Source organism: Dyadobacter sp. NIV53, from assembly GCF_019711195.1.
GTDB lineage: Bacteria > Bacteroidota > Bacteroidia > Cytophagales > Spirosomataceae > Dyadobacter.
Window position 1 is genome coordinate 312,370 of sequence record NZ_CP081299.1, and the last position, 22,161, is coordinate 334,530.

The following is a 22,161-nucleotide window of genomic DNA, read 5'->3' on the forward strand; positions in this document are numbered from 1 at the left end:
ATTTAATCCCAAACCCAATTATAATTATGACTACATTATTACGATGGAGGGGCATGATATGCCTTGCCCTCCTGTTTGAGGGCATCTTTGTATCTGTTTTAGGGCAAAACCTGAATTTTGTAAAACTGGAAAGTAAAGGAAATGCGACAACCGGCGGATACAGTTCTGAAATAGTACAACCCAAAGCGTTAACCGATGTTTTGCGTGAACTGGAAAAAAATTATGATGTACATTTTGCTTACCAGAAAAAATTACTTGCTAACAAACGTATACCATTATCGTTAGGTAAATGCAGCGATATTGAAACCTGCCTGAAAGAATTGCTGACTCCTTTGAATCTATCCTTTGAAAAGTTCGAAAATACTTATGTTATCAAGGAAAAAGTAAAAGAATTAAGCGGAGCAGTTATAAAAGAAACCGTTGTAAAGGAAGAAAAATCGATTGTAATTACTGTCACAGGCAAAGTAATTTCCAAAGATGACGGGATCAGTCTGCCCGGTGTAAATGTGATCGTAAAAGGAACAACGACAGGAACGTCAACTGATACGGATGGAAAATACAGCATCGTTGTTCCATCTTCTGAAAGCATCCTTGTGTTTTCTTTTTTAGGTTTTATCACGCAGGAAGTGCCGGTTTCGGATAAAAGTATTTGGGATATTGGCCTTATTACGGACACAAAACAATTGAATGAGGTAGTAGTAACGGCTTTGGGATTTAAGGAGATTGCAGACCGGATGGCTTCTACCACTTCAAAAGTTACTGGTGAAAGTATCAGCAAGTCGGGTGAGGCAAATATTATCAGCAGTCTTGCCGGGAAAGCTTCGGGTGTGCAGATATCCAGCCAGGGAAGTGATCCGGGTGCAGGTGCATTTATACAAATACGCGGGCAAAGTACGATCACCGGAAATACACAGCCTTTGATCGTGATTGACGGAATTCCTATCAGCAACTCCACTGTCGGTACAGGCGAAGGCGGAGTAGTTCAGCAATCGCGTCTGAATGATATTAATCCAAATGACATCGCTTCTGTCCAGATTTTGAAAGGAGCATCGGCAGCTGCACTTTGGGGTTCAAGGGCTGCCAATGGTGTTATGATCATTACAACCAAGCAGGGAAAGGAAAGTAACAAGATCAATATCTCGTATTCTTCGTCATTATCCATTGATAAAGTGAATGCTTTTCATCCGTTTCAAAACACATATGGACAAGGTTCGGGCGGGAAATACAGCCCGACTCATGCCAATTCCTGGGGAGACAGAATTGCAGACCGTACCGGTGGTGCTGACGAGGTCAATACAACCGGCCAGTTTTTCGAGGCGCAGGATGGCACAAAATATTATCCGGTCATTAAGAAAAATTCCAAAGAGACTTTCACTGACCAGAATTACAACAAAGTATTTGGCAAAGGCTATTTCTGGGATAACAGTATAAACCTGAGCGGTGGGAACAACAAATCGACCTATTTTTTCAGTATGGGAAATTTGAAACAGCAAGGAGTACTAAAAGGAAACAGTGAATACAGAAGGACAACGCTCAAACTCAATGTAAGCAGGACATTCAACGATTATATCAAAATCACAAACAACGCAGGATTTACCAACAGCGCTTCCAACCGGATCCAGAGAGGTAATAATACAGCAGGTGCCATGCTCGGGCTTTTGCGCAATCCCCCGGATTTCGACATCAGCGATTATAAAGGAAATTATTACGGCAGTGCTACGGCATCACCCATTTTGGATCGCCAGCGTTCGTACCGGTTATATTTGGGCAGTGGCGTAAACCCGGTTTTCAGTAACCCGCTTTGGGCATTATATGAACAAACCAACACAAGTAAAGTAAACAGGTTTATCAATAGTTTTGAGATGACGATCAAACCGATGGTAGATTGGTTTGACCTGACAACCAGGGTTGGTATTGACCACTACACAGATCAGCGTTTGAGTTATTTCCCGGTTAACGATACGCCAGGAAATGGAAACGGCTCATTTACAGAAAGTCTGATCACTGAAAACGAACTGAACCTGGACATTATAGGACGGGCAACGCACAAGTTCAACGACGATTTTTCGGGAACATTAATCGGTGGATTTAATATCAACGACCGGCAGTATTTCAATATCGGAGGTTCTTTAACCAACTTTTTGATCGCGGATGCGCCAGTTTCATTTACAAATTCTACGGCAGCCAACCGCACACCAACCAACGACCGCAGTCATATCAGAGTAGCACGTGTTTATTCGACTGCAAACCTGGCCGCCTACGAATCGGTTTTTCTGAATGCTTCCATAGCCGGAGAATCTGCGTCCTCATTTGGTGCACTTTCGGACAAAACGTTTTTTTACCCATCGGCTGATCTGGCCTGGCAGTTTTCAAAAATCAGCGGTTTACAAAACTGGGATTTCCTGTCTTTTGGTAAGTTAAGAGGTTCCTATGGCGTAGTGGGTGTACAGCCGCTACCCTACCGTTCCAATACAACTTATGAAGCAACTACATTATCCAACTCGCCATGGGGAGATAATCTGACTGGTGCTAATTATGGTAATGGTGCCTTTTTGATGAACACCGAACTTGGAGATCCGAGACTAAAACCTGAAAGAAAATCGGAATATGAAATCGGGGCAGATATGCGGTTTTTTAACAATAAACTGAACGTCAACTTCACCTATTATCATAATAAAATTTCAGACATGCTTATTCCGGTAACACTTGCTCCTTCTGTGGGTTATGCAAGTACTTATACTAATGCGGCAACCATGGAAAATAAAGGGCTGGAATTTGACCTCAATTATTCAATCATTAAAAAAGGTGACTGGAATGTATCTGTGAACGCCAATTTTAACAAGAATAAAAACACTGTAACCAATCTGGCCGGAACGGAATCTTTATATCTGACGGGCCGTGAAGACCGTGCTGATATGCGTGCCGTGGAAGGGCAACAGGCCGGCGTTTTCTGGGGAGGAAAATTCGAGAGAACCAGCACGGGAAGCCTTTCACTGGATGAAAATATGTTTCCAATGGCATCTACAACTTTGGGTGTAATCGGTGATCCTAATCCGGACTGGCGCGGAGGTTTTGGTACATCGGTCGGTTACAAAGGCTTTACGCTTGACCTGCTGTTTGAAACTTTTCAGGGAGGAGATTTTGCCTCTTTAACCAAAGGTGTTATGTACACATTCGGAACCCATGCGGACGTAGGCAAAGATGTAACGCTTACCCAGGACTTGGTGAACTATGCGGGAAAAACTTTTACCGCAGGATCAACTGTTCGTGGCAATATCCATGACTTTGGTGGTGGTCCTGTTTTACTGGACGAAGCCTATTATACAACACTGGGAAGCGGATTGGGCTCAGTCGCAGAGCAATTTATTGAAGATGGCAGCTGGACCCGCTTACGGCAGGCTACACTTGGCTACACATTACGGTCGGAATCTTTCAGAAAAAAGACAGGTCTGCAATCGCTGGAATTCTCAATGACCGGACGAAATCTTTTCCTGTGGACCAAACTGGTTGGCATAGATCCCGACACCAATTTTACGGGTAATTATTACGGAAGAGGTTATGATTATTTCAACAATCCTGGTAACCGTTCGATGCTTTTTTCTGTAAAAGTCAATTACTAAAAGACGCCATATCCTTATGAAAAAAATATTTAATCTCCTGTTTATTGGCCTTTTATGGCTCGTTTCTTCCTGCGAATCTATCGTCGCAGATCTTAATACTGACCCCAATAATCCTACCAACGCATCCACATCGCTGATGCTGACAGGCATTCAGCTTGCTAATATTACCATTCACGAAGGCCATACAGACCGTGTAGCAGGAATGTGGTCAGGTTATTTTACGGGTATTGCACGCCAATATCCTGATTTCAGCAATTACAATGTTAACGGTGCAACTTTTGACCAGATCTGGCAGAATATTTATGCAAGTGTTTTCAAAAATGGCAATGTACTGATTACCAAAGCGGAGCAAATTGATAACAAATTACTGATAGCGATTGTCAAAATAACCCAGGCGCACGCTTTACAAACCGCAGCTTCCTGTTGGGGTGATGTTCCTTACAGCCAGATCTCAGATATTGATCAGTTTCCTAATCCCGTTTTCGATCCCCAGGAAGAAGTATATGCAAGTGTACAGAAATTACTGGATGAAGCTATTGAAATGCTGGATTCCGGTATTGGCACTTCACCCGGCATAGCTGATATTCATTTTGGAGGCAATGCTGCGAAATGGAAGGAAGTTGCTTATACGCTGAAAGCCAGGGCTTATCTTGAAATGCATAATTATGATGCCGCTTACACAGCAGCCTCATCGGGAATTACTGTGTCAGCTAATAACCTGATGGCTCCGCATGGAATTGTTTTAAGCGGAAACCAAAATCTGATGTACGCTTTTTTAGCAGGTGGAAGAGCAGGTGACATGAGTAGTAAAGGTGCTTACATAACCACGCTGCTTAATCCGGCCGATGCTAATTATCGCGGTAATGCTAAAACAGATGAAAACGCCAGGTTCAATTATTATTTCGTGAACGTAACTGATCCTGACAACATTACACCCAATACATCCAGTACCGTATCAGCCTCCGGCATTTTTGCCCAGGCGGCTTCATTTCCGCTGATTACCTACGAAGAAAACATGCTGATTCTGGCAGAAGCCGGTTTTCGTTCAAAGGGATTTGACACAGGTCTTGAAAAGTTGAACAATTACCGTGTTTACCTGAACAAAGGCGGCTATATCAACGGTACCTACCTGACCAAAACCTATAAATATGAAGCATACGCAACCGCGGATTTTGCAACAGGAGGCATTGTAAATAAGGCCAACTTATCTGCATCGGACGCATTGTTAAAAGAAATCCTGGTGGAACGGTACGTTACCTTTTTCGGACAGAAACTCGGATTTTCAGACTTGCGCCGGACACGTGGTGAATCCGCCGGTGTTGTTATTCCGCCAAATAATGGCAGTGTACTTCCTGAAAGATTTATTTACAGCCAAAGCGAAGTCAATTCCAATACCAGTGCGCCAAATCCGGTCCCGGATATTTTCGTAAAAACGCCTGTCAATTCTTTATAAACTATTCCTAAACCTTTTTCAGGATTTTCATTTTTATTAAACACTTTTCATGAAAAAAATTCTTGTTCTGTTAATTTCCGTCATGGCGCTGCAAAGTTTTGCCCAAACCAGAAGTACAGGAAAATACTTTTCCACAAGGTCGGAAACCATTGCACGCAACGGGATGGCCGCAACCAGTCACCCGCTTGCAACGGAGGTAGCTTTGGATATTCTTAAAAAAGGTGGAAATGCCATTGATGCCGCCATTGCAGCAAATGCCGTGATGGGTTTGGTTGAACCAACAGGAAACGGAATCGGTGGAGATCTGTTTGCTATCATCTGGGACGCGAAAACAAAGAAGTTGTATGGACTGAATGCAAGCGGCCGTTCGCCAAAAAGCCTGAACATTGATTATTTCAAAGCGCAGAAAATGAATACCATTCCAATGCTCGGGCCTTTGCCTGTATCGGTTCCGGGCTGTGTGGATGGCTGGTTTACCATGCATCAGAAATTTGGCACAATACCAATGGATAAGCTCCTCGCTCCCGCTATCGGTTACGCCAAAGAAGGATTTCCGGTCACGGAAATTATTGCAAACCGCTGGGCGCGTGAAGTACCTCCGAGACTCAAATTCCCCAATTTTAAAGAAACTTTTACCTTCTGACGGCAAAGCGCCAAAAAAAGGCGAAATTTTCAAAAATCCAAATCTGGCCAATAGCCTGGAAAAAATTGCAAAAGGAGGACGGGATGCTTATTACAAAGGAGACATTGCGCGTACGATTGATTCTTTTATGAAAAAGAACGGTGGCTTTTTATCATATGAGGATCTGGCTGCTCATCACTCCGACTGGATAGAACCGGTTTCGACAAATTACAGAGGTTATGATGTGTGGGAACTACCGCCGAACGGACAAGGAATTGCGGTGCTTCAGATGCTGAACATTCTGGAAGGTTATGACCTGAAAAGTATGGGTTTTGGCAGTCCGCAGTACATGCATTTATTTGTAGAAGCGAAAAAGCTGGCTTACGCTGACAGAGCAAAGTTTTATGCTGATATGAATTTCAATAAAATTCCAGTTGACTGGCTGATCTCTAAAAAATACGCAGCAGAAAGAAGAAAACTGATCAATGAAAACAAAGCAGCTCTCACTGTTGATGCCGGAGAATTAAATCTGGGACATACCATTTATATGACCACTGCGGATAAAGACGGCAATATGGTTTCTCTGATCCAGAGCAATTACGGCGGAATGGGTTCAGGTATGGTACCCGACGGACTTGGTTTTGGATTACATAACCGCGGACAGATGTTTAATGTAAAAGACACCGCCCATTTTAATGCATTTGAACCAGGAAAACGGCCTTTCAGCACGATTATCCCCGGTTTTATTACAAAAGATGGACAACCTTTTATGACATTGGGATTGATGGGCGGAGCCATTCAGCCACAGGGACATGCCCAGATTATTATTAACATCCTGGATTTTGGCATGAATGTTCAGGAAGCAGGAGATGCTCCGCGTATGGATCACAGCGGATCAGCAGAACCAACCGGGTCAACAATGACGGACGGAGGCACCCTTTTCCTGGAGAGCGGATTCCCCTATGAAGTGACAAGATCACTGATCGGCAAGGGGCATGATGTGAGTTACGGACGTATGGATCAGTTCGGAGGATACCAGGGAATCATGTATGATTCCAAAAATAAAATATACTACGGAGCGTCAGAATCACGAAAGGATGGCTATGCAGGTGGCTATTAATTAGATATAATGTTTTGTTTTTATTACTTTTGAAGAAATTTCATCCTATTATTAAATTTTATAAAATTCCTAAAAATGAGCCAATCACTAAATCGCAGAAGTGCACTGAAAACAGGATTGCTAACCTTGGGAGGTTTGGCAGCTCTTCCACAGCTTAGCAAGGCAGCAAGTCGTATTCACAATGACGGCGCATTTGCTGATGCACCTTTGTCTCTTGATACTGAACTAAGGATTTTCCGCAGCCCGATGGTGCGTGAACATTATCTTGATGCAGCACTTGACAAAGCGAAAATTACCGTTAAGATCAGTTCTAACGAAAATCCTTACGGACCACCAATGTCAGCTCAGACTGCAATAGCGGAATCAGCTAAAAGAGGTAACCGGTATGCATGGCAGGAAATGAATGACCTGGTTGGCAAAATCGCTAAGAAAGAAGGTGTTACACCAGATCATATCATGATGGGGCCAGGTTCTTCTGATTTACTTGAAAAAGTGGCAATCGTTGAATTCATGAAAGGTGGAAATATCGTTTCGGCTGATCCATGTTATATGTCATTGATCAATGTTGCAAAATCTGTTGGGGCAACCTGGAAAGCAGTTCCTTGCAAAGCAGACTGGTCACACGACCTGAAAGCAATGGAAGCGGCTATCGACAAAGACACTAAACTGGTTTATATCTGTAATCCTAACAACCCGGTTGGAAGTATTACTTCTGGTAAGGAATTGCTTGATTTCTGTTCACGCGTTTCTGAAAAAGTGCCTATTTTCGTTGATGAAGCTTATTTAGAACTTGCTATCGGAGCAGATACTCAGAGTATGGTTTCATTGCTTGGACAAAACAAAAACGTAATTATTGCTCGTACTTTCTCTAAAATAATGGGAATGGCTGGTATCAGAGTTGGTTATCTGGCCGCTCAGCCTGCTTATCTTGATAAGATCCAGAAAATTACTCGTGGTGGTATGGGTGTATCATATACTTCTATCTTCGCAGCTTCTGCAAGTATGGACGATATGGCGTTCCAGGACATGAGCAGAGCAAAAAATGCTGAAACCAAAGCTTATCTGTGTGGAAATCTTGACAAAATGGGATACAAATACATTCCGTCTTTCACCAATTTCGTGATTTTCCCAATTAATATTCCTGGTAAAGAAATGCTTACTAAAATGTCGGCAAAAGGAATTGCAGTAAAAGCATTTGATATTCAGAACAAACCATGGTGCCGTGTAAGTCTTGGTACAATGGATGAAATGAAACAATTTGTAGGAGCTTTGCAGGAATTGAGCTAATTCCAAAAAAGTCAACCCCTGAAATTGTCCCGAATAAACCGGGATATTAAAAAGAAATGGTCGTGTCGATGGCATCAGTATATGCCTCAGGCATGACCATTTTTGTAGCCATAGTTTTCAATCTATGGAAATGATGAAAACAGTATCAGGAAAAACCAATGCTGATCTGTTCCAGGTCCAGTTCAAATTCCTTCCGGCGAATTAGCTCGTCGCTGTAAATATTCCGGCTCCTCAGCTTACTCAATTCTTCCCGGCGGACAGCAATAATTTCCCGTTTCATTTGATGGTACTTTTCAAGTGTAAGTGGTGAACCCGGCTTATCAGGATCATTAACTGAATCTCTCACGCGTACTTTTGCCAGTCTTTCATACTTTTCGCGCTGTCGGACAAAAGGTGCACATCCCAATGCTTCTTCACCATAATTGTCCATAATACGGCCCAGCGCTATTCCAGCAAGATGAGTTACCAGTTCTGAATTTTCTATCTCTTCTTTTGCCGGAACCATAATACCTAATCGCCGGATCAGGTAAGGCAAACTCAATCCCTGGAAAACAAGTGTAAAAATTATTACTGTAAAAGCTTCAAACAGAATAAGCGAACGAAACGGAAAAGTAGTCCCATCAGCAAGCAATAACGGAATGGTTAGTGCAGAAGCCAGTGTCACAATACCACGCATACCACACCAACCCATCAGAAACACGGATTGCCAGCCTGGATATGGATCGTTTTTACGTAATTTCTTATCGAAAAATCTTGGTAAATACGTAGCAGGAAATATCCACAGCATGCGGATCAGCATCACAACTACGCTGATTGCAAAACCAAGCAAAATTGCTTTCGGAAGGGAAATGTCACCAAGTTTTTCTACAATGAGCGGAAGCTGCAAGCCAACGACAATAAAAACCACTCCGTTTAAAACAAAAACCAATGTTTCCCACACACCCAGCATTTGCAAACGTGCCTGTGATGTAAGGGTTTTGGAAGAATGATAAGACAAGAAAAAACCTCCGCTAACAACAGCAAGTACACCGGAGGCTTCCAGTTTTTCGGCTGTAAGGTACATCAGGTACGGACTGGCGACTGAAACGACGGTATCAATACTTGCATTGGTAGGTAAAAACCGGTGAACCAGATACAAAATGGCAGCAATTCCACAACCAATTCCAATTCCTGAAAGGCTGGCAAAAATAAATTCCGTGCTTGCCTCACCAAGTGAAAACTGCCCCGACACGACAGCCGCAACAGCAAACCGGTAAAGGATTAAACTCGCTGCATCATTTACCAGGCTTTCTCCTTCAAGGATTGTAACAATTCGTTTAGGAATTTTCAATTGCTGTAAAACCGACGTAGCAGCCAGTGCATCCGGTGGAGCAACAATACTTCCCAATAAAAAACCCAGTGCAAGCGAAAAATTAGGAATCAAAAAATGAGTTAGTAACCCAATTCCGCCAGCCGTGACAACTACCAATCCAAAGCCGTGTAAACTGATAGGACGCCGGTTCGCCCAGAAATCTTTCCAACAGGTATTCCATGCAGCCCTGTAAAGTAGTGGAGGCAATATTACTATGAAGAGTAATTCTGGTTCGAGGCGTAAGGCTGGCACACCTGGTATAAGGCTGATGAGCGAGCCGGCAATAACGAGGAATATAGCCGAGGATATACCCAGTTTGTTACTGACCATGATCAGGATAAGAACGACTAACAATAACCCAATGGCAAGAATCAAATGATTTTCTATCATAATATTTTAAAGTACGCTGCAGCTAAAACTGTTTAGGAATGAATACGTACTTGTGAATGAATCTGTGGGGTTGGGTGGGTTATTTAACAACTTTTAACGATAGACTTCAACGAACCGATGGAATAAACACCGGAATAAATTAGGAACCACCGGAGTAAATTCCGGCACTACAAGATTGATCATGCCTATGGCGCTATTGGACAGAGTTTGGACAGAGTGCCTTAGGCATGATCAATCTTCTAGCCATAGGTTTCAACCTATGGAATTAATGGTCATATTCAAATTAATAATCGTATTCAATGATATTTGGTACATTTGTTTTAACAATAGAAATCAATAAAAGTCAACCCCTTTAATACACAATACTATGAATTGGCAGGATTTACGAAAAAGTGGAAATGTTGAAGATCGTCGCGGCATGTCCGGCGGCGGAAAAGTTGCCCTTGGTGGTATCGGTACTATTATTGTGGTAGTTATCGGACTTTTAACCAATCAAAGTCCGTCAGAAATTTTAGACAATATACAGGGCAGCCAGCAAACGGAACAGACACAAACACAAACACGCCCGGCCGGCCCTCGCCCTGATGATAAAACTGCCGAATTTGTATCTAAGGTATTGGGTAGTACCGAGGACGTTTGGGCTGATATCTATAAGGCTAACGATGCGCAATACCAGAACCCAAAATTACAGATATTTGAAAATTCGTCACAAAGCGCGTGTGGCGGTGCTTCTTCTGCCATGGGGCCCTTTTACTGCCCTGCGGATCAAAAAGTTTATATAGACCTTTCATTCTGTGACGAATTGAGAGATCGTTTTAAAGCACCCGGAGAATTTGCAGTTGCGTATGTAGTAGCGCATGAAGTGGGCCATCATGTTCAGAATCTGATGGGGATTTCAGATCAGGTTCAGCAGCAGCGCCAGCAACTTAGCGATGCCGAATACAACAAGCTTTCTGTAAAACTGGAATTACAAGCTGATTTTTTGGCAGGTGTATGGGCAAATCATGCACAAAAAATGGATAATATCCTGGAACCTGGTGATCTGGAAGCTGCATTAACAGCTGCTAATGCAATCGGTGATGATAAACTACAAAAAGAGTCACAAGGTTATATTGTTCCGGATGCTTTTACGCATGGTTCTTCCCAACAAAGAATGTACTGGTTTAAGAAAGGCTTTGAAACAGGTGATATTAGCCAGGGAAAATTCCAGGATATCAGGTAGTTTTTTCATTGCCTTATGAAATTACACATATCAGTTTTTCTTGTTTGGTTTAGTTTGTACTGTCCGGTAACCAATGCTCAAAATAGAAGCATGGTTTCCAAAGAGGATCTTCTGTTCCTTCAGCAACTGACCAAAGCGGTTCTTGACAGCTCACGAATTGCTCCCGGCCAAAGCCTTCCCGAATCTTTTGGAAAAAACAATACCGGCGGTACCCTCATCAGACCAGGTGGAAGAGATACATATCCCTCTTTCTGGATACGCGATTACGCCATGTCTGTTGAAACCGGAATGGTAAGCAATGAAGAACAAAAACACATGCTGCTATTAACGGCATCCACCCAATGTGACCAGACCTGGATTACAAAGGGTGGAAGTTTAATTCCTTATGGAGCCATTGCTGATCACATCAGGGTAGATAACTCACTGCCGGTCTATTTCCCCGGAACCTATGATTATGAAGGCCAGGGCACTAAGGAATTCGGGATGACCCCACCCTACTGTGATCAGTTCTATTTTATACAAATGGCCTATTTTTATGTCAAGTACACGGCTGACATGGCGATACTTAACGAAGAAGTGAATGGCATAAAATTGATAGACAGGCTTGAAACGGCATTTGCAGTACCGCCGTCCAATCTGAACAACCATATCGTATTTACCAATGACGCATTTCGTGGTGTTGATTTTGGATTTCGGGATGCAGTGGACATAACAGGCGAACTTTGTTATTCTTCTATCCTGAAATTTAAAGCCGCAATTCAGCTGAGTGAAATGTATGGAAAACTGAAAAACAAAACCAAAGCCGAAAAATATAAACAAATTTCCACTAAAATTGAAAATGCAATACCAGTGATTTTCCTTGATAAAAACGGAATGTTACGCGCATCAACCGGCAAAAGCAGTCAGCCGGATGTATGGAGTACGGCATTTGCTATATATCTTGGAATACTGAAAGGTAATGATCTTAATAAAGCCAGCCGGTATTTAGCAAGTGCTTATATATCAGGAACCCTGGCCTATAAAGGAAGTATTCGTCACATCCTTGTGAACGAAGATTTCAATAATAAAACTGCCTGGGAAAGTTCTATTACAGACAAAAATACCTATCAAAACGGAGCTTATTGGGGCACACCTACTGGTTGGGTCGCCTATGCCATCGCAAAAGTAGATTCTGAGGCAGCCCGTCAATTAATTATAGAATATATCAGTGAACTAAGGGAAAACGATTTTAGAAAAGGCCCTCAATTTAAATCTCCTCTCGAATGCTTCACTACTGGTAATTACGTTCGCGGCCCGGTTTATCTTACGACTGTAAGCTGCCCATATATTGTTTTGAAAAATGATTTTGCAAGCAAGTAACCGGCTAATATTAAAATTGTGTTTAAATCAAAAGTTCATAAAAAGGATTTTCTTTCATATCAAACATTCCTGAAGATCTGACGAATCTTAAAGGGCGCTTTGCAAGCATCACCCAGCATTGATACTTCATTTACAAGAAACCGCTCCTTAATGCGCTCTCATCATTTTTGTTTCTGATTGTAAATTGGGGCTAAGCATACTCATAAAAATGCCTGCGGATACCTGAATTTCGTTGGTATACTTTTTATTGGTATGGTCTTAGTATTCCAATTGAACGCTTTCGTAATCCTGTTAAATACTTGCTGTATCTGACGGGATTTTTAATGTTCTTACAGCCAAAACCTGATAGATGCAATATAAATACGATTACTCCATTTTACAGGATCAATCCTCCCTGAAATTGCTTTTGAAAGAAATATCCGGACATGCTTCTGAAATAGATTGCGATGGGTGCTTTCCCGAGATGGAATTTGGGTTATTAAGAAAATCCGGCCTGCTGACTATTACACTTCCTGGACAAGCTTTATCATTTAATTCAGGCAAGACCAAAGAATTACTTCAATTGTTAAAATCCATAGGAAAGGCAAGTTTACCTGTCGGACGGGTTTATGAAGGACATATCAACGCTCTATACCTGATTTCCCTCTTTGGTAACACGATCCAGAAGGAGCGTTGGTTCGGGGATGCTGAAAATAATTTATTCGGTGTTTGGAATACGCAAGATACGGGTGGAGTGAAAATTCATGATCTGGATAACGGTAAATACATGTTGGAAGGTGCCAAAACATTTTGTTCCGGAGCTGGCTGGATTGGCCGTCCATTAATAACCGGCGAATTAATTTCAAAAAGTAAAAAGGGTTGGCAAATGTGTGTCATTTCTACTGAAAAAGTTAAACCGATACAATCCGACAGCAGTTTTTGGAAACCACTTGGAATGCGTGCTTCAGCCAGTTACAGGATGGATTTTACAGGCATTGAAATCAACGAAGAAGATTTATTAGGACCTCCTGACTCCTATTACCAGCAACCTTATTTTGGAGGAGGTGCACTACGATTTGCAGCTGTACAGCTTGGAGGTGCAGAAGCCGTTTTAGAAGAGACCCACAGATTTTTACAAAAAATGAAACGCACCGAAGACCTTTTCCAAAGGGCACGTATTGCCGAAATCAGCTACCTGACGGAAACAGGAAATTTATGGATAAACCAGGCAGGAATAAAACTGGACGAATGGCAAAACAAGCCTGATACAACCGGGCAGATACTGGCTTATGCCAACATGACCCGGACAGTTACTGAAGATATTTGCCTGCGGTCATTACAACTGGCCGAACGTTCGGTTGGGTCGCGGGGATCAATGCGGCCACAGCCATTAGAGCGCATTCACCGTGACCTGACTACTTACTTACGTCAGCCTGCCCCGGATGCAACATTAACTGCAATTGGCGGATACGTTCTGAATCAACAAAATACAGATAAACTTTGGGACTAATACAGGAAAAAGAATGGTATGCTGATGCGGCATTACTCTCAACCGAAGATTTAAAAGATCTTGGTAAAACATTAATCGTTGCTCCGCATCCCGATGATGAATCGTTGGGTTGTGGCGGTACTATTTATTTATTAAGGCAATTACAAATTCCTGTTCATGTCGTTTTTGTGAGTGACGGAAGCATGTCACATCCCAATTCCAAAACTTATCCATCGGATAAACTGGTTGCTTTGAGGGAAATGGAAGCTATTGAAGCTTTGAAAATTCTGGATGTTAACAGTAAGGCAATTTCATTTTTACGCCTGAAAGACAGCAAATTACCAACCTGCCAAATGCCCGGTTTTGAGGACGCTGTGAAATTAGTAAGTGATGTCATCAAGAAATTTGAAACGGAAACTATATTCGTTCCGTGGCAGCGTGATCCGCATCCTGACCATCGCGCAACCTGGCAAATTGTAGATCAGGCGGTTAAAGAATCTCAGAAGCCTGTCAGAAGCCTGGAATATTTTATCTGGCTTTGGGAACGGGCAGGTTCAAGTGATCTGCCGAAACATGGTGAGTGCAACGTGTTGAAAGTAAATATTCAAACAGCCAAAGACCATAAAATGAAAGCCATTGCAGCTCATATTTCTCAAACAACCGATCTCATAAATGATGATCCGGATGGATTTACGCTATCGCCGGAAGTACTGGCTCATTTTGATAAAACATTCGAAATATTTGTCGAAAAACCTTAATGTTAACTTTATGTCAGACCACAAAAAAACTTTACCGGAAGACTATTTCAATGATGTGTATCGCAATAATAACGATCCCTGGAATTTTGAAACCAGTGAATATGAGTTAAATAAATACAAGGCCACTATCCGTGCATTAGCAAGAAATTCGTATAAAAACATCTTTGAAATCGGCTGTTCAATTGGTGTCCTGAGCGAAATGCTTGCACCTAAATGTGACCAACTTCTGACAATTGACGCAGCAGAAGCACCACTTGTCAAAGCGAGAGAAAGGCTAAAAAAATATTCAAATGTGTCAGTTCAAAAAATGGCCGTGCCTGATCAGTTTCCTGATCAAAAGTTTGATCTGATCCTTATTTCGGAAGTAGGATATTACCTTGCCATGTCTGATCTGGAACGTTTAATGGAACAAATATTAGCGCATTTGGAAACAAACGGACAACTTCTATTGGTGCACTGGACGCCGGAAGTGCACGATTATCCTTTAACCGGTGATGAAGTACACGATGCTTTTATGAAACTATGCGGCAACGGCAAGCCCCTAAAACACCTGCTCAACCAGCGTGAGAAAACGTATCGGCTTGATTCGTTTGAAAAACAATAGTATGGGGTTTTTTAATAAATTCTCTTAGCTCAATAATGGCCTGGTCAATAGGCTGTAAACCACGGTCTTTCTGAATTTCTGAGTTTATTTTTTGATTGACCGAATCCCATAATGACCCGAAATAATTGGCAGTAATTATTTTATCAAGCAACCACTCCGCGTTCACTCGAAGTATAGAGGCCATTTCATCAATCTCATTTTGAATGATAAACTGCTTTTTCGTAAAGTCGCACCAACATTTACGTAACCGGTTCCTAATGCCGAACATTTGAAGCAAAGGCGCAACTTCCTCCACCATTTGCGTTTTATTCGCTTCCTCTTCCTCTTTCCATTTTTTCAGCTGTTCTGAAAACCCAATCATAACCCTGCCGTTGATCCGGGTAGAAGTATACACTTTTACTTTAAAACTTTTCCTGATCCGGGCGTCCTGCAACATTAATGCCTTATGAAATGCAAGATCTTCCAAAAACGGCAGTTTTGGTAACCGGCCCGCCTGCTCGTACATTTTACAGGTTACTGCCATATTTGCACCAAAATATTGAAAATGGCACGGAAAAGGATTGTGTATTTGTGGATCTATCAATGATTCTGCCTGGGTGAGCAAACAACGGTATGTTACATCTCTTAAATGAAATAAGCGGGCACTTCCTCCCATTTTCTCAGTAAGTATCCGACCGCCAACCGCATCGTTACCGTCAGCAATCTCGGCCATAATATGGAAAATCCATTGACTGTCAACGATTGTATCTCCGTCCGTAGAAGCAATAATTCCATCAGGATTATTTGCGCATAACATCCTGTTATAAGCTTCGTCCATCAGTAGCCGTCTGACCGTTCCAATATGCGCCTGTTCTTCCGACAAAAAAATATTTTCTACGCATAGCCTGAAATCCGGAAATTTCCTCGCATAATTCCGGGCAATCTGAAACGAATTGTCGGTGCTGTTATTTACCAGAACCAGTACTTCGTAACTCTTTGGATCAAGTCGTATTCCATTGCCATCCACTTGATTGCATAATGCTTCAAGTGTTTTTGCTAAATCTTTTGCCTCATTTCGTACCGGTACTATTACACAAACCTTTGTTGTAGAAACTGGTTTTCGGGCATTTGTAAAAAGACCTTTAACAGTATTCATTTCTGCCTCCATGCCCTGACTTAATGATATCAACTTTTATGTGATTTAATTAATTCCGGATCACTTCGCTTCTATAATTATGCCTGATTATTATGGCCTCAAATTTCCACACGTATATGCTGAGCCTGGTTTGAATCCAAAAGCGCTTATGTTTTTATTTCCCCGTTCTCTATTCCATTACGGAAATAATTGCCAAAGCAATATTTTTGGTTTCAGACTGAAAAGTAAATGTAAGATCTTCGTTTCCCTTAAAAATCTCTAATAAATCAGCTTCACCTAAAACCGTATTCCATAAATAAACCCTGTATCGTCCGGATCTCAGATTGGGAACGGAAACTGTAAACCTATTATCAGGTTTTTGTTTTTTACTCCTGTTTTCCTTATTCTTCCACCCGTGTAATAACCACACAATAGCCTGCTCTTCATCTCCACAGCCAAATACAGCAAAGTCAGGATTAGAAACCAGTATTTCCTCATTCAAATTTTTACGGTTAAAATTTTTCCAGTCGATCAGTGATACAAAATCTGCAAGGTTTTGCTGTGCCCTGCGCATGCCGTGGGTGAGCACATGTGGGTGCCGGTATGGCCAGCGCATCCCTCCTCCTGCCCCCCCGGAAGCCAGATGCGCCCATTGTATGTGAAGAAAATATTCATCATCGAAGCTTTCCGGAAGATTCTTCCTGCGTTTTTTGAAATAATCAATAGGTCCGTGTTCCGTATCCAGAAATGGACGTTGATCTGGCAAATGCGCTAGTTCTTCACGCACCATTTTCCCTGTACTTATAGCAGCGTCAATTGTATTTCGCGGATAATTAATTGTCTTGTCTTCATAAAAATGGGTACTCGCAAAATCGAGATTGGGATGCGCGAAAATGACTTCCCTTACATCATGTTTAAGTAATAAAGGTGCAAAAACCGAAACAGTTTGAGGATGGCTTTTTCCATAAAGCTTCATTTCTAATGTTCTTACGTGCGTACTGACCTGCTCAATAAAATGATAAAATTCAGTTGTTTTTTTGGAAGCATGAACTGGATTAATTTCGTTCCAAAGATCCCATGCGAATAGTACTCCGCTTCCTCCCCAGCGTTCAATAGCAAAACTGAGTCGGTTTTTGATCGCCTGTAACATGGCCGGATCAGTAAGCCATTTTGATTTGCTTTTACATGGTCCGCCGGATAAAGTATTATACGGATGGAATTTCCAGCGCCGGTCCATCCAGAAAGTATCATAAGGAGTAAGCAGTATCCGGAGTTTATATTTTTCACAAAGTGCAAAAAGATCATCCCACAACTGAACCATGTTTGGTTGAAACCTGCCCGCTGGCCGTTCCAGATAACGGTGTTCAGTCTGGCAGTATTCCAGCATAATCCTGAGGCAGGTTACGCCGTGTGCCGCAAGAAAAGCGAAATGCCCTTCTGCCTGCGGGATATTTTGTCTGCGAAAAAGCCCGGTCAGATCCGGCCAGGAAATGGCATCGTTCTGCCCGATTGGCGTCCAGTTATTTCCCTTGCCGTCTATAAAATAGGGCGAATCCGGACTTACGCGTATCCAGGTCAATTTTTCCTCTTCAAAAACTTCTTTCATTCACTCTACTAATCGCATAACGTGGGCAAATTTGGGTTTCCCGCATACAGGAACATCGTTTCCAGCTGCGAGAATGTAACCCGGTCTACTGAAATCGGCAGTTCGGAAACAGCATCAAATTTGATCCATTCGATTGCCGACGTCTCGTTGGTATGGCTCAATATTTCTCCGCCGGTAATTTCACACAAAACGAAAAATTTATATACATACCAGGGCTGCGCCGGATGAGGATGTTTTTTCTTATCAAAAACTGCTAGTAAGCGTGCTGCTTTTACAACCAACCCAGTTTCTTCCCATACTTCTTTTTCTGCTACTTCGAACGGGGAATGCCCGACATCGGCCCAACCTCCGGGAATTGCCCAACGGTCGTTATCAGCTTTTTCCTGAACCATCAGCAATTCGTCATTACCCCTGAAAATGACCGCACGAATATCCACCTTGGGAGTCTGGTAGCCAATTTCGGATGGAAAAAGCCGGATGATGTGCTCAATGGAAACATTACTCATTTCCGACAAAAGCTGTATACTGATATCTTTTATTTCCTGGTACCGTTCGCGGTCATAATCACTTTCTGTAAAAGCCAAACCAGTCTGGGCAAGTGCATGTAATCGCTGGGCAATAGGTAACCAATCCGACGGAATCATAAAAAACTGAATTTATTGTCATGTATATCTCGTTTAATTTAGCGAAATATCATGATCTGCAAACAGGCAGCTTCCTTTTTTACGTGCATTTGTAACCGGGAGTCATTATAAATGAAAAATATTCAATTTTATAGCGTTTTAATACCGTTTAATAATTTGATAAAATTTCAGTTTGATTATTTCCTCCCAATAAATAACTTCGGTTCATAATTAGAAAAACCCGCTCCGTTCTATTAAGACCCGCTAATTCGATCATCATTTGAATTTATCCCCCCTTCAACGAAAGAAGGGCATTTAAATTTTTACTGATCCTGTTATGCTTGACAAATCTCAAATACTTTTTCAGCAGAATCTGTACCTTTCTTACCTGCCACATGTAAGGAAACAATTCGGGAATTTGCCCGGAGTGGAGATGATTGGTTTGGGCGCGAAAGAAAAAGCAGGAGGTATCACAGAAGAATGGGCATTCAGGTTTTATGTAAATAAAAAACGGAAAATAGAAGAAATACCTGCTGATGAAATAATTCCAGCCGCTATTTTTGGGATACAAACAGATGTTCTGAGTCATTTTGAAAAAGAAACTCTAATCTGCGATTCCACTGCATTGTCAGTCGATTCTAAAAGTTACCGGGATCAGGGAATTCGCGGAGGAATACCCATCCGCAATGATTACTTTGATAACGACCAGCCATCCGGTTATGGCACGCTTGGTGTACTTGCAAGGCGAAAAGCAGATAATGCATTAGTAGGATTAACGTGTGCGCATGTCGTAAATGCCGCTTCCCAGGATCTGACACAGATCAATACCAAAATTGGACAGCCAAAATACTGGATTACATGCTGCTGCTGCCCGCATGGATATATCGGTGATGTAGCAAAAGCTACCTTTAATACGGATCTGGATTGTGCCATTATTGCCATTCATGAAGACATTACTGAAAAAGTTACAACAGGTAATTCAGAGAAAAAAATTGAAGGATTAGCCACGGATATTACCGGTGCTGCGGCCATTGTGTGCTTTGATACTGTTTCCAAACGAGGACGCGCAACCGGAGTAACAACAGGGAAAGTAAGTGAAATTGCATATGGCACCAATCAGATGCTGATCGAAAGAACAGGTACGGCCGGTGGTCCGTTTGCATGTCATGGAGATTCGGGTGCTGTGGTGGTTAATTCGTCAGGGCAGGTTGTGGGACTGATAGTTGCAGCGGCCAGAAGCGATATGAAACGAACCATTGTGACGCATATCAAACCGGTAATGGCCGAGCTGGGAATTACCATTGCCGGAACGGATATTACCACTATTGGTGAACCGCTGGGCGGTGGGCCGACCGGATGTGAGCTGCTGATCTGGCCCGGCGGGCAAACTGACACGGCAATGAACCCGGTAGAAGAATTTGCCAGTACGGACTTCGGCCTGACCGGAGCAGTAAACTGGGATGTTTCCAATGGCGCAGCCGGGGCTGTAATTGTACAAACCGGAAACCAGCAGGCTACCGGCCTTGAAAAAATTTCGGTTAGATACGATCTTGCTTCCCATAGTAAAAATGCCACTGATACGGTACATATTCAGGCCATCGGAGCACAAACAGTGACCAAGTTCCGTACAATATTCTGTTTTACGCCAAAAGCTGTAAACACATCCAATCCTCTGGACAGCCTTAATACCAAAAAATTTGCAGCAACCGGAGGTACCACTAATCTGGCAGGTGTTGCAGTGCCGGCGGGTGCCGGGGATTGGTTTATGGCGAAAGCCGAGATCATCTATGATATTACACCTCAGAATATTGTTTGGAGCAGCGGCAGCTCAATCACTTTCGTAACCGGAGCGCCGGCTGGTGTAAAAGGAAATATTATAGCTAGAAGACAAACAAAGTTCACAAAAGGCGAGCAGGTTAACGGGACTCCAAACCGGGTTCATACTGACCAGCCCGCTTTTGCTTTAACCACTACCGGAAGTACTGCAGATGATTTTCAGGCTCCGACTAATGCGGCACCCAATAACCTGTTCCGACTGGCGAACGAGGGTTTTGATCCGACAAATCTTCGTCAGGGATATCTGAGAGCTGATTATCGTGATTATCTGGAATTTCACAATGGTACTGCGTGGGTAAGAATTACCGGTTTTACAGATTGGTTTGCCAATCTGACGGGCGGACTAAATGCGGCACCACCACCATTGGTTACAGCTGCCGAGATCAATACGATTGGTGCGGGAACTACAACAGTTCCGTTGCCAAACCAACGGCCGGTTATCAATGCGGGTGCAGATCAGGAAATAGCAATGGGCGGCGGTACAGTTACTCTGAAGGCTACGCGAACCGATGCGGATCTGGACGCTTTAACTACCCATTGGACAAGAACGAGCGGTGCAGCTGTAACACTAAGCGGAGGTGGCGTGGGCAACCCCGTTACATTTACCGCACCAGCCAGCGATGGGCCAATTGTATTCAGCGCAGTTGCACGGGACAATACAAATGGGTTGTCACATGCCCCAACCCCGCCAAATTTTGAAAGTACTCCCGATACGGTTGTCGTAAATGTTGTTGAAACATTAGTAAAAATTGGTGGAAATGCACGTCTGTGCGTTAACAATGAGGAAGTATTTAATGCTGCCAGTTTCAGTATTGGTGCCGGTGCACTGAACTGGGATGTTACAACAGGAAGTCCTGATGCAATTATTGTTGAGGCTGATGGTGCTTCGATTGCTCCGGTTGGTACTTTAAACGGCGCTACAACCATCAGGGTTAATTTTAACAATACATCCATTGATGCCACACGTGCAAACACAGTGGTTATCCGGGCAACTAATCCTGCAAATGGAAGGGCATTCTTTAAAAGAAGAACTGTTAATGCTGTTGGATTTAATGTTACAACTTCGGTTGCAGCGGGAGCAGCACCAAGTAATGCACTTAATGCCACCACATGGGGGCTTACTTTTCCAGAAAATGTGGTCGTCACAATTTGTGCTTACCGGGTTGCCGGTAACTGGCAGGCGGCATTATTAACTGTCAGAGGAAATTATTCTCTGCAGTCAAGGCTCCTGGCCGGCGTAGCTGAGGTAACCGGGCCGCCGCCGGGAAATACTACTGAAGGAAATTACTGTGCTCAGATTACTGAACTGGATAGTCTTTTTGGAACGCATTGGTATATGCTTTCTGCTGTAACTGCTCATGAACAGGTACATGCCAATCATTTTTTACCAGCCTTAAATGACGCAACTGTGCTGGGTGTTTTAAGGACAGCAATTGAAGGACTGACTGTTCCTCATGTTGCGGGTATGAACCAGGCAGGTGCGATTGCGGCTATTACAGGCTCGGCAGCATTTGCAACCGCTTTGGTAAATGCTCAGGCAAACTGGCTTACACGTATTCTGCTTCTGGCTGCGAATGATCACGGTCCGGGAGGTGTATTCAGCCGTACCAGCCCGACTTCTGTTGCTGAACTTGCCGTAGTTAACCCGATGATCGCCAGAATATGTGCACACAGAACCGCAAATGGATGGGCCGCATGTCCTCCACTTTGTCCATAATTAAACTTTAA

At 42.8% G+C, this 22,161-nt stretch carries 13 protein-coding genes and 1 pseudogene; 10 read left to right on the plus strand and 4 right to left on the minus strand.

Annotation, left to right across the window (positions count from 1 at the left end; genetic code table 11):
- Positions 1-26 precede the first annotated feature (26 nt).
- The 4 genes and pseudogenes from KZC02_RS01370 to KZC02_RS01385 all read left to right on the plus strand — a co-directional run bounded on the left by KZC02_RS01370 (position 27) and on the right by KZC02_RS01385 (position 8,102).
- Positions 27-3,620, plus strand: a complete 3,594-nt coding sequence (locus KZC02_RS01370) for a SusC/RagA family TonB-linked outer membrane protein (protein ID WP_221392453.1) — start codon at positions 27-29, stop codon at positions 3,618-3,620.
- Positions 3,621-3,636: 16 nt separating this feature from the next.
- On the plus strand, positions 3,637-5,073 hold the full coding sequence (locus KZC02_RS01375; protein ID WP_221392454.1) for a SusD/RagB family nutrient-binding outer membrane lipoprotein: 1,437 nt from the start codon (positions 3,637-3,639) through the stop codon (positions 5,071-5,073).
- Between the two features lie 49 nt (positions 5,074-5,122).
- Positions 5,123-6,815: pseudogene (ggt, locus tag KZC02_RS01380) on the plus strand (gamma-glutamyltransferase).
- Between the two features lie 75 nt (positions 6,816-6,890).
- Entirely contained in the window at positions 6,891-8,102 is a 1,212-nt protein-coding gene (locus tag KZC02_RS01385) for a histidinol-phosphate transaminase (RefSeq protein WP_221392455.1), read from the plus strand.
- 145 nt (positions 8,103-8,247) lie between these two features.
- Here KZC02_RS01385 and KZC02_RS01390 read toward each other — a convergent pair whose 3' ends face one another.
- Positions 8,248-9,843, minus strand: a complete 1,596-nt coding sequence (locus KZC02_RS01390) for a Na+/H+ antiporter (RefSeq protein ID WP_221392456.1) — start codon at positions 9,841-9,843, stop codon at positions 8,248-8,250.
- A gap of 367 nt (positions 9,844-10,210) precedes the next feature.
- Between KZC02_RS01390 and KZC02_RS01395 the strand changes: the two genes are divergently transcribed.
- From KZC02_RS01395 to KZC02_RS01415, 5 genes are all read left to right on the plus strand, one after another.
- Entirely contained in the window at positions 10,211-11,065 is an 855-nt protein-coding gene (locus KZC02_RS01395) for a neutral zinc metallopeptidase (RefSeq protein WP_221392457.1), read from the plus strand.
- A 15-nt stretch (positions 11,066-11,080) separates the two neighbouring features.
- Positions 11,081-12,424, plus strand: coding sequence for a hypothetical protein (locus KZC02_RS01400; protein ID WP_221392458.1), 1,344 nt, complete (start codon positions 11,081-11,083; stop codon positions 12,422-12,424).
- Positions 12,425-12,773: 349 nt separating this feature from the next.
- Positions 12,774-13,913, plus strand: coding sequence for an acyl-CoA dehydrogenase family protein (locus tag KZC02_RS01405; RefSeq protein ID WP_221392459.1), 1,140 nt, complete (start codon positions 12,774-12,776; stop codon positions 13,911-13,913).
- Positions 13,904-14,650 (plus strand): PIG-L deacetylase family protein, encoded by a 747-nt coding sequence (locus KZC02_RS01410; RefSeq protein ID WP_229253950.1) that lies wholly within the window; start codon positions 13,904-13,906, stop codon positions 14,648-14,650. The genes KZC02_RS01405 and KZC02_RS01410 overlap by 10 nt, the downstream gene beginning before the upstream one ends.
- Positions 14,651-14,660: 10 nt before the next feature.
- A complete protein-coding gene (locus KZC02_RS01415) occupies positions 14,661-15,254 on the plus strand; it encodes an SAM-dependent methyltransferase (protein ID WP_221392460.1) in 594 nt (197 codons plus the stop codon).
- On the opposite strand, the gene KZC02_RS01420 is transcribed toward KZC02_RS01415, so the two are convergent.
- The 3 genes from KZC02_RS01420 to KZC02_RS01430 all read right to left on the minus strand — a co-directional run bounded on the left by KZC02_RS01420 (position 15,205) and on the right by KZC02_RS01430 (position 18,618).
- Positions 15,205-16,422 carry a glycosyltransferase family 2 protein gene (locus tag KZC02_RS01420; RefSeq protein WP_221392461.1) on the minus strand — a complete coding sequence of 406 codons (1,218 nt, stop codon included), beginning with the start codon at positions 16,420-16,422 and terminating at the stop codon, positions 15,205-15,207. The genes KZC02_RS01415 and KZC02_RS01420 overlap by 50 nt on opposite strands.
- A gap of 136 nt (positions 16,423-16,558) precedes the next feature.
- Positions 16,559-17,974, minus strand: a complete 1,416-nt coding sequence (locus KZC02_RS01425) for a hypothetical protein (protein WP_221392462.1) — start codon at positions 17,972-17,974, stop codon at positions 16,559-16,561.
- A gap of 8 nt (positions 17,975-17,982) precedes the next feature.
- On the minus strand, positions 17,983-18,618 hold the full coding sequence (locus KZC02_RS01430) for an NUDIX hydrolase N-terminal domain-containing protein (protein WP_221392463.1): 636 nt from the start codon (positions 18,616-18,618) through the stop codon (positions 17,983-17,985).
- Between the two features lie 316 nt (positions 18,619-18,934).
- Here KZC02_RS01430 and KZC02_RS01435 point away from each other — a divergent pair, with 316 nt between their 5' ends.
- Complete coding sequence (locus KZC02_RS01435; RefSeq protein ID WP_221392464.1) at positions 18,935-22,150, plus strand: S1 family peptidase; 3,216 nt, start codon at positions 18,935-18,937, stop codon at positions 22,148-22,150.
- The last annotated feature ends 11 nt before the right edge of the window (positions 22,151-22,161 follow it).